Here is a 7579-nt window from a genome sequence, read left to right as displayed (position 1 = left end):
CTGCGACGCCTGTAGGAAGAGATCTCCCCTCGCGAAACGCGCGGCGAGCGACCAACTCGCGACATGCCTGCGTCGCCCGTCACGATGGTAGATCGGCCCGGCTTCCTTGGCCGCCCCCGTCGCTCAACTCCGCCGCGGTCTCGTGTGGATGCTCGGCGCCATGAGCGCCCTCGTCGCCATGAACGCCTGCGCCAAGGTCCTGCGAGAGGACGGGCTCAGCACTGCGGAGCTCATCTTCTACAGGACCACGCCCGGGCTCCTGTGGATCTGGCTCGAGCTCCGTCGCCAACAGTTGAGCCTCCGACCCGTGCGGGGAGATCTCGTCGCGCTGCGCTCGCTGTTCGGGATCGCCGCCATGGCCACCACCTTCTATGCCGTGCGGGCGCTGACTCTCGTCCAGCACCAGACCCTGCATCTACTTCAGCCGGTGTTCGTGGCCCTGTTCGCGCCGCTCGTCCTCCGCGAGCGCATGCACCGACTCGTCTTGCTCGCCCTCGTGTTCGCCGTGGGCGGCGCCTTCTTCGTGCTCGCACCGCTGGGAGATCTCTCCGCCCTCCCGCTGGTGCCCGCGCTCGCCGGAGTCGCCGCCGCGGTCTTCTCGGCGCTGGCACATGTGACGATCCGCAAGACCTCCGAGACCGAGGCGCCCGAGCTGGTGGTCTTTCACTTCGCCTTCCTCGCCGCGATCGCCGGCCTCGTGTGGGGCCTCGCGCACGGTGACTTCCAGCTCGGACACCTGTCACGCAGGAACCTCGCGGTCATCGGCGGCACCGCGCTGTTCGGCACGCTCGGTCAGCTGTGGATGACCCGCGCTTACGGCCTCGCGCCCGCCTCGAGCATCGCCATGGTCGCGTACGCCGCGATCCCGCTGGGCCTCGGCGTCGACGTCCTCTTCTGGGACGCGCATGCCCCGGCCGGCGCGCTCATCGGCGCGGCGCTCCTCGTCGTTGCCGGCTACTTACTCACCCGCAAGCCGAGCGACGCGGCTCAGCCCGGCCAGCCGTAGAAGATCCCGACCATCTCGCGCCGCACGTCGTCGAGGCGGGCGAGGCTCTCCGGCGCTGCGGGGTCGACGTCGGGCGGGAAGTACGCCGACGGGTCCAGCCGCGTGCGCATCATCTTGGTCTGCCAGATGTTCTCGTTCTGCAGGACCAGGTCCTCGCAGTGGTAGTCGGCGAGGATCTTCGGGTCGATGAAGTCCTGGATCGACTTCAGCGTGTGGTCCATGTACACGCGCCGGCCCTCGGCGTCGCGGGTGAAGCCGCGGACGACGTAGTCGATGATGACGACGTCGTTCTCGAAGCTCTCGAACATGAAGTTCAGCGCTCGCAGCGGCACGATCGTCCCGCAGGTGGCGATGTCGATGTCGACCCGGAAGCTGCAGATCCCCTTCGGATCGTACCAATCCGGGTATGTATGAGCGCAGAGATGGCTCTTGGTGAGGTGCGCGCCGACGGTCGTGTGGCCCATCACTTCGTCGGCCACCTTCTTTTGTCCGAGATCGCTCATGAGCACCAGCGAGCTCGCACCCTGCGGCTCGTAGTCCTGGGCAGAGACCGACAGGACCTCGGCATCGATGATGTGCGCGATTTCGCGCAGCATGTCGGTGATGCGCTCGGCGCTGAATTTCTCGTCGATATAGCGGACGTAGCCGTGCCGCTCCTCGTCGGTGCGGGCGACGAAGAAGTCGTAGAGGTTGAAGCTGACCACCTTCGTGAGGTTGTTGAAACCCTGTAGGCGGACGCGTTCGCGCGGGACGAACATCGGCGGGGACGATGGCCGGGGATGCCGGTCGAGTCAAGCCTCGGCGGCGAGTGCGACGGCCAACACCCGCGGAAGCACTGGCCTTTTTTGCGCTTGCGCCCGCCTAGTGCCGTCCCGGACACTCCCTGCCTATGCTTGGGTTCTCCTCGGCCGCAGCATTTGCGTTCGCGCTCGCAGACCCCGACCGGATCCCCAACGACACGGCGATCGCCATGTCGCCGACGGTGGGGTGGGTCATGTTGGCTTGCGCCGTTTTTGCATGCCTGATCTTCCTGCTCCAAAGCGAGCGCTGGCGGCGCTGGTGGCTGACGAACGAGGACCCGCGGCCGGTAGCGGCGTTCCGCATCGTCTTCGCCTTCCTCTGCATCTGCAACATCAACGACCTGTGGGAGTACTTCACCTTCCTCTTCTCGGACGAAGGCATCTTCCTCAGTGATGCGGCCCGCCAGCTGGTGGCGCCGGCGCAGTTCAAGGGCTTCGGCGACGGCATCGGCGACGACCCCTACGGCTTCTTCGATGTCCCGGCGGCCCTCGAGTTCTTCAAGGGCCACAAGTACTCGCTGCTGTACTTCTGGGACACGCCCACGGCCATGTGGGTGCAGCTCATCGGCTTCTACACGGTCACCACCCTGTTCATGCTCGGGTGGAAGACGCGGGTGATGGGCGTCCTGAGCTTCTTGCTGATGAACAGCTTCTTCCTCCGGAACCACCTGTTCTGGGAGGGCACGGAGCTGGTCTACCGCGTGTTCTTCTTCTACCTGCTGCTGGCCAAGAGCGGGCACGCGTACAGCATCGACAACTGGCTCCGGACCCGGAAGCTGCGCAAGCAGGGCCTCCTGTCCGAGCGCCACGGCCCCGGCGGCGGCGCCGGTGTGGCTCCCAGCCCCGAGCACCCGCAGGGCTTGCAGGCGGTCTACCGGCTGATCCCCGCGTGGCCGCGCAACCTGATGATGCTCAACCTCGGGGTGCTGTACTGCTTCACGGGCGTGGTCAAGAACGGCCACGTGTGGGCCAAGGGCGACGCCCTCTACTACGCCCTCAACATGGACCACTTCTATCGGTTCTACCCGCAAGAAGTGTCGTCGATCCTGGGCCTCAACATGTTCCGCCTCGCCACGTGGATCACCCACTGGTTCGAGGCCATGTTCCCCCTCATGGTGCTCGGCACCATCATCCGCTGGGGCATCCGCGAGCAGCTGCCGCGGCTGGAAGGCTGGCGGCTGTGGGCCGTCCGCGCCTGCTGGGTGGCGTTCGGCCTCGGCTGCCTGGCGGTCGTGCTCATCACCCTGCCGGTGCACCACGTCGAGCTGCCGAAGAGCTGGTGGACCACGCAGCGCGTGCAGATTGTCACCGCGGTCGGCTGGGTCGCGCTGATGGCGGCCATCGGCGGGGGGTTCTGGTGGCTGGGCCGGCGCCCGCCGACGGTGAAGATCCGCGGCAAGCGCTACCTGCTCGACCTCGACTGGTTCTGCCGGTGGTTCCTCGGCCGGCGGGTGTGGCTCACCTGCGGCCTGGTGTTCCACGGCAACCTCCAGTTGCTCATGAACATCGGCATGTTCCCGCCGATCATGATGTCGACCTACCTGTTCTTCCTGCAGGGTGACGAGCCGGGGCGGATTCTCCGCTTCTTCGGCCGCGGGCTGGCGCGGGCGTTCCCGTGGCTGCCGCTCCCGGCCGACGTGCGCCGCGGCGAGCCGCCGCTGCCGGGCGAGGATCGCACGCTGCCGCATCACCGCCGCGACGGCCGCCGGCTGCCGCCCACGTTGCTCTACGGCATGCTCGTGGTCGCGGTGCTCGGCGTGATCCTGCACGCGAGCCCGCTGGTGCCCTGGTTCAAGGTGAGCGTGCTCGGCCGCGAAGAGACGGCGCCGGGGGCGAACCTCGGGATCCACTTCGCGTGGACCCTGATCGCCATGATGGCCTTCTTGACGCTCTACACCTACGTGCAGGGCCATCGCGGGACCCGGAACTTCGTCGCCAAGCTGGTCGGCCTGGCGATCGGGATCTTCGCCTACCTGTGGCTGATGAGCCTGACCGGCGAGACCACGCAGGACAAGGACCAGCTGCTCTACTACAAGCTGGCGGCGACCGGCACGCTCTTGCTCGTGGTCTGCCTCAACCAGATCCCGGCGGTGCACCGGCATCTGGCGAAGATCGGCCTGACCTTCTCGCCGCCCGACCGGCCCAAGCGCGAGCCGACATGCCGGCGATCGACCCGCAGACCGGGCACACCATCGCGCCGTGGGCCTACGGGCCGGGCGGCCGCCTGTTCATCGGCGCGCTGGTCCTCTATCACATCGTCGCCATCGCCGTGTGGGAGCTGCCCGAGAAGGACTGCGTCTCGACCTTCCGGATCAAGGCGCGCGAGCCGTTCTCGACCTGGGTGCTGGCGACGCAGACCGACCAGCAGTGGGGCATGTTCGCGCCCAACCCGCCGCGTCACAACGTGCTCATGCGCACCGTCGTGACCGACGAGACCGGCGAGCGCTGGGACCTGCGGACCGACACCTACGCGCTCGAGCGCAAGCCGATCCCGTGGGTCTGGAACGACCGCATGCGCAAGATGAACCGGCGCATCATCGGCGGCGAGTCGGGCAAGGGCGACTGGTACCAGCAGTGGTACTCGCGCTTCATCTGCCGCCAGTGGGCGATGAGCCACCGCGGGGTGATGCCGCAGAAGGTCGAGCTCTACAAGGTCTCGTACCGCATGCCGGCGCCGGAGATCGTGGCCAAGCAGGGCTATTACTCGCCGGAGAAGCTGCTCTACGACACGGGCCGCGAGGAGCGGCAGCACACGACCAAGTGCGCGTCGTCGGACCACGGGCAGCTGCCCAACTTCATCCGCGAGCGCCACGGCCTGCCGCTGCTCGAGGAGGGCGTGTTCAAGCCGTGGATCCACAACAAGAAGAAGGCCTGGGACAAGCGCTACGACCCGCCGAAGACCACCGACGGGAGCAAACCGGGCACGACCGGGACGACCTCCGGCAAGCGCACCCCCGCGACGGTCAAGCCGTCGCTGGCCAAGGGTGAGGGCGAGGCCGCCGCGCCGGAGCCGGCGCCGCCCGAGACCAAGCCACTGACGAAGCCGGTCGACTGACACGGCTTCTCACAGCAGAAGGCCCGGCATCACGCCGGGCCTTTTGTTTTAATCCGAGCACATGCTGCTGGGCCTCCTCGCGGACGAACGGATCCCCAACGCCGAAGCGCTCGCGCTCTCGCCGACCGTCGGTTGGTGGATGCTGCTCGGCTTCGTCTTCTTCGTGAGCGCCTGCATCTTCCACCGCGAGGCGTTCCGCCGGCTGTTCCTGCGCGCCGAGGACCCGCGGACGATGGGCCTTTTTCGCATCGTCTTCGGCCTCGTCACCCTGTTCAACATCAACGGCCTGTCCGACCTCTTCATCTACCTCTTCACCGACGAGGGGCTGTTCCTCACCGACGTCGCGCGCGAGGTGTTCGCCAAGGAGCAGTTCGCCGGCTTCGGCGACGGCATCGACCCCGAGCCCCACGGCTTCTTCGACTGGGGCGGCGTCGTCGAGTGGCTCAAGGGCCCGAAGTACTCGCCGCTGTTCTTCTGGGACTCGCCGACCGCCTTCTGGCTGGTCCTCGGCGCGTTCGAGGTCGCCTGCGTGTGCATGATCGTCGGCTTCAAGACGAACATCACCAAGTGGCTGACGCTGATCCTCTTCCACAGCATCATCCTGCGCAACCAGGTGTTCTGGGAGGGCACCGAGAACGTCTACCGCTGCTTCCTCCTCTACCTGTGCATGTCGCGGTGCGGCGCCGCATACAGCGTCGACAACTGGCTGCGTTGCCGTCGCCTGCGCAAGCAGGGCCGGCTCAGCGAGCGTGACGGCCCGGGCGCCGGCGCCGGCGTCGCTCCCGGCGCCGAGCACCCGCAGGGCCTCGAGGCCGTGTACCGGCTGATCCCCGCGTGGCCGCGGATGATCATGATCTTGCAGCTCGCGGCGCTCTACTGCTCGACCGGCACCGTCAAGAACGGCGACATCTGGGCCAAGGGCGACGCCTTCTACTACGCGCTCAACCTCGACCACTTCTACCGCTTCGAGCCGCAGCAGCTGTCGGCCGTCTTCGGCACCAACCTCTTCCGCATCAACACGATCGTCACCCACTACTGGGAGGCCTTCTTCCCGCTGGTCGTGATCGGCCTGGTGGTCCGCTTCGTCCGCCGCGAGCAGCTGCCGCCGCTGCCGGAGTGGCAGCGCTGGGCCGTGCGCGCCTGCTGGCTCGGCCTCGGCCTCGTCGGCCTGGTCGTCGTCTACATCACCTTGCCGTTCCACATCCCGGTCGCCCCGCGCGCGGGCATGGCCGACCTGGCCAGCTGGCAGCGGTGGTTCCCGGTCGCCTGGCTGGCCGGCATGGCCGTCATCGGCGGCCTCTTCTACGGGCTCGGCCGCCGGCCCACCGTCACGATCCGCGGCCGCCGCCTCACCCTCGACCTCGACTGGTTCTGCACCTGGTTCCTCGGCCGCCGGCTGTGGCTCGGCCTCGGGCTCGTCTTCCACGCCCACCTGATCGTGATGATGAACATCGGCTGGTTCACGCCGGCGACGATGGCCACCTACATCGCGTTCCTCAACGGCAGCGAGGTCGCCTTCCTGCTGCGGGCGATCGGCGAGCGGCTCGGGCGCATCGGCCTACCTGTCCCGAAGGACATCACCCGCGGCGACGCCCCGCTGCCGGCCGAGGACCCGACCCTGCCGCACCTCCACCGCGACGCCGCCGCCTTGCCTGCGTGGGCCCTGTGGGGCGCGCTGGGTGTCGCCGTCGGCGGCGTCTACGTCGCCGCCGAGACGAAGCTCGGCGTCCCCTGGGCGGCCACGGGCGCGGTGATCTTCGCCGGCCTCGCGGTGTTGGGCTTCAGCGTCGCCCAGCGACGCGGCGCCGAGCAGCTGTCGCGGATGGACCCGTACACCGGGCGGCCGCGACGGCCGTGGGCCTACGGCTCGATGGGTCGCTTCCTCGTCGGCGTGTTCGTCGTCTATCACTGCACGGGCGTGGCGATCTGGCTGCTGCCCGAGAAGGACAGCCTCGGCGGCGAGGGCAAGGACGGCTGGCGGGTGCGCGCGCAGGACCCGTTCAAGTGGTGGATCCGCACCAGCCAGACCGCGCAGGGTTGGAAGATGTTCGCGCCCAACCCGCCGCGCAGCAACGTCTTCATGCAGGTCCTGGTCACCGACCACGACGGCAACGCGTACGACCTCAACACCGACGTCTACCACCCCGACAACAAGCCGATCCCGTGGATCGGCTACACCCGCCAGCGCAAGATCAACCGCCGGATCATCGGCGGCGAGGGCGGCAAGGGCGACTGGTATCAGAAGTGGCACGCGCGGTGGATCTGCCGCGACTGGGCGCTCAAGCACGGCGGCCAGGCGCCCAAGAAGGTCGAGCTCTACAAGCTCTCCTACGTCATCCCCACGCCGGAAGAGGTCGCCAAGAACGGCCCCTACAAGCCCGAGGAGCGGCTCGCCGCCAACCGCTTCCGCAAGCTCGTCTACACCGGCGAGTGCACCGACATCAACGCCCAGCTGCCCAACACCATCCGCGCCCGCCACGGCCTCCCGCTGCTCGCCCCCGGCGAGTTCCGCCCGTGGGTGAAGAACCACCTCACCGCGTGGAACAAGAAGAAGCCCAAGTCGCCGCAGATCCCGTGGATCGTGCTCGCCAGCGTCCTCGTGGTCGGCGCCGCCGGGCTCCGCTGGCGCCGCCTCGACCTCGACAACAAGAAGCGCGCCCTGGCCGAAAAGACATAGCGCCCAGGACATGTCCTCTCGGGCATGCTCTCATGAGCATG

At 68.0% G+C, this 7579-nt stretch carries 5 protein-coding genes; 4 read left to right on the top strand and 1 reads right to left on the bottom strand.

Going from position 1 to position 7579, the window contains the following annotated elements:
- The first annotated feature begins 142 nt into the window (after positions 1 to 142).
- Positions 143 to 1006 (top strand): DMT family transporter, encoded by an 864-nt coding sequence (locus O0S08_RS48545; protein WP_269041921.1) that lies wholly within the window; start codon positions 143 to 145, stop codon positions 1004 to 1006.
- On the opposite strand, the gene speD is transcribed toward O0S08_RS48545, so the two are convergent.
- On the bottom strand, positions 988 to 1764 hold the full coding sequence (gene speD, locus O0S08_RS48540) for an adenosylmethionine decarboxylase (RefSeq protein ID WP_269036376.1): 777 nt from the start codon (positions 1762 to 1764) through the stop codon (positions 988 to 990). The genes O0S08_RS48545 and speD overlap by 19 nt on opposite strands.
- A gap of 131 nt (positions 1765 to 1895) precedes the next feature.
- Here speD and O0S08_RS48535 point away from each other — a divergent pair, with 131 nt between their 5' ends.
- The 3 genes from O0S08_RS48535 to O0S08_RS48525 all read left to right on the top strand — a co-directional run bounded on the left by O0S08_RS48535 (position 1896) and on the right by O0S08_RS48525 (position 7538).
- Positions 1896 to 4232, top strand: coding sequence for an HTTM domain-containing protein (locus O0S08_RS48535; RefSeq protein ID WP_269036375.1), 2337 nt, complete (start codon positions 1896 to 1898; stop codon positions 4230 to 4232).
- A complete protein-coding gene (locus O0S08_RS48530; RefSeq protein WP_269036374.1) occupies positions 4181 to 4861 on the top strand; it encodes a hypothetical protein in 681 nt (226 codons plus the stop codon). The genes O0S08_RS48535 and O0S08_RS48530 overlap by 52 nt, the downstream gene beginning before the upstream one ends.
- Positions 4862 to 4922: 61 nt before the next feature.
- Positions 4923 to 7538, top strand: a complete 2616-nt coding sequence (locus O0S08_RS48525) for an HTTM domain-containing protein (protein ID WP_269036373.1) — start codon at positions 4923 to 4925, stop codon at positions 7536 to 7538.
- The last annotated feature ends 41 nt before the right edge of the window (positions 7539 to 7579 follow it).

The organism is Nannocystis punicea, assembly GCF_026965555.1.
Lineage (GTDB): Bacteria > Myxococcota_A > Polyangia > Nannocystales > Nannocystaceae > Nannocystis > Nannocystis punicea.
This window is presented reverse-complemented; position numbering and strand designations above follow the sequence as displayed.

What these genes read in the sequence shown, in the direction of transcription:
- speD (WP_269036376.1), bottom strand. Translation starts at nt 1,764, where the DNA reads ATGTTCGTCCCGCGCGAACGCGTCCGCCTACAGGGTTTCAACAACCTC.
- O0S08_RS48535 (WP_269036375.1), top strand. Translation starts at nt 1,896, where the DNA reads ATGCTTGGGTTCTCCTCGGCCGCAGCATTTGCGTTCGCGCTCGCAGAC.
- O0S08_RS48530 (WP_269036374.1), top strand. Translation starts at nt 4,181, where the DNA reads ATGTTCGCGCCCAACCCGCCGCGTCACAACGTGCTCATGCGCACCGTC.
- O0S08_RS48525 (WP_269036373.1), top strand. Translation starts at nt 4,923, where the DNA reads ATGCTGCTGGGCCTCCTCGCGGACGAACGGATCCCCAACGCCGAAGCG.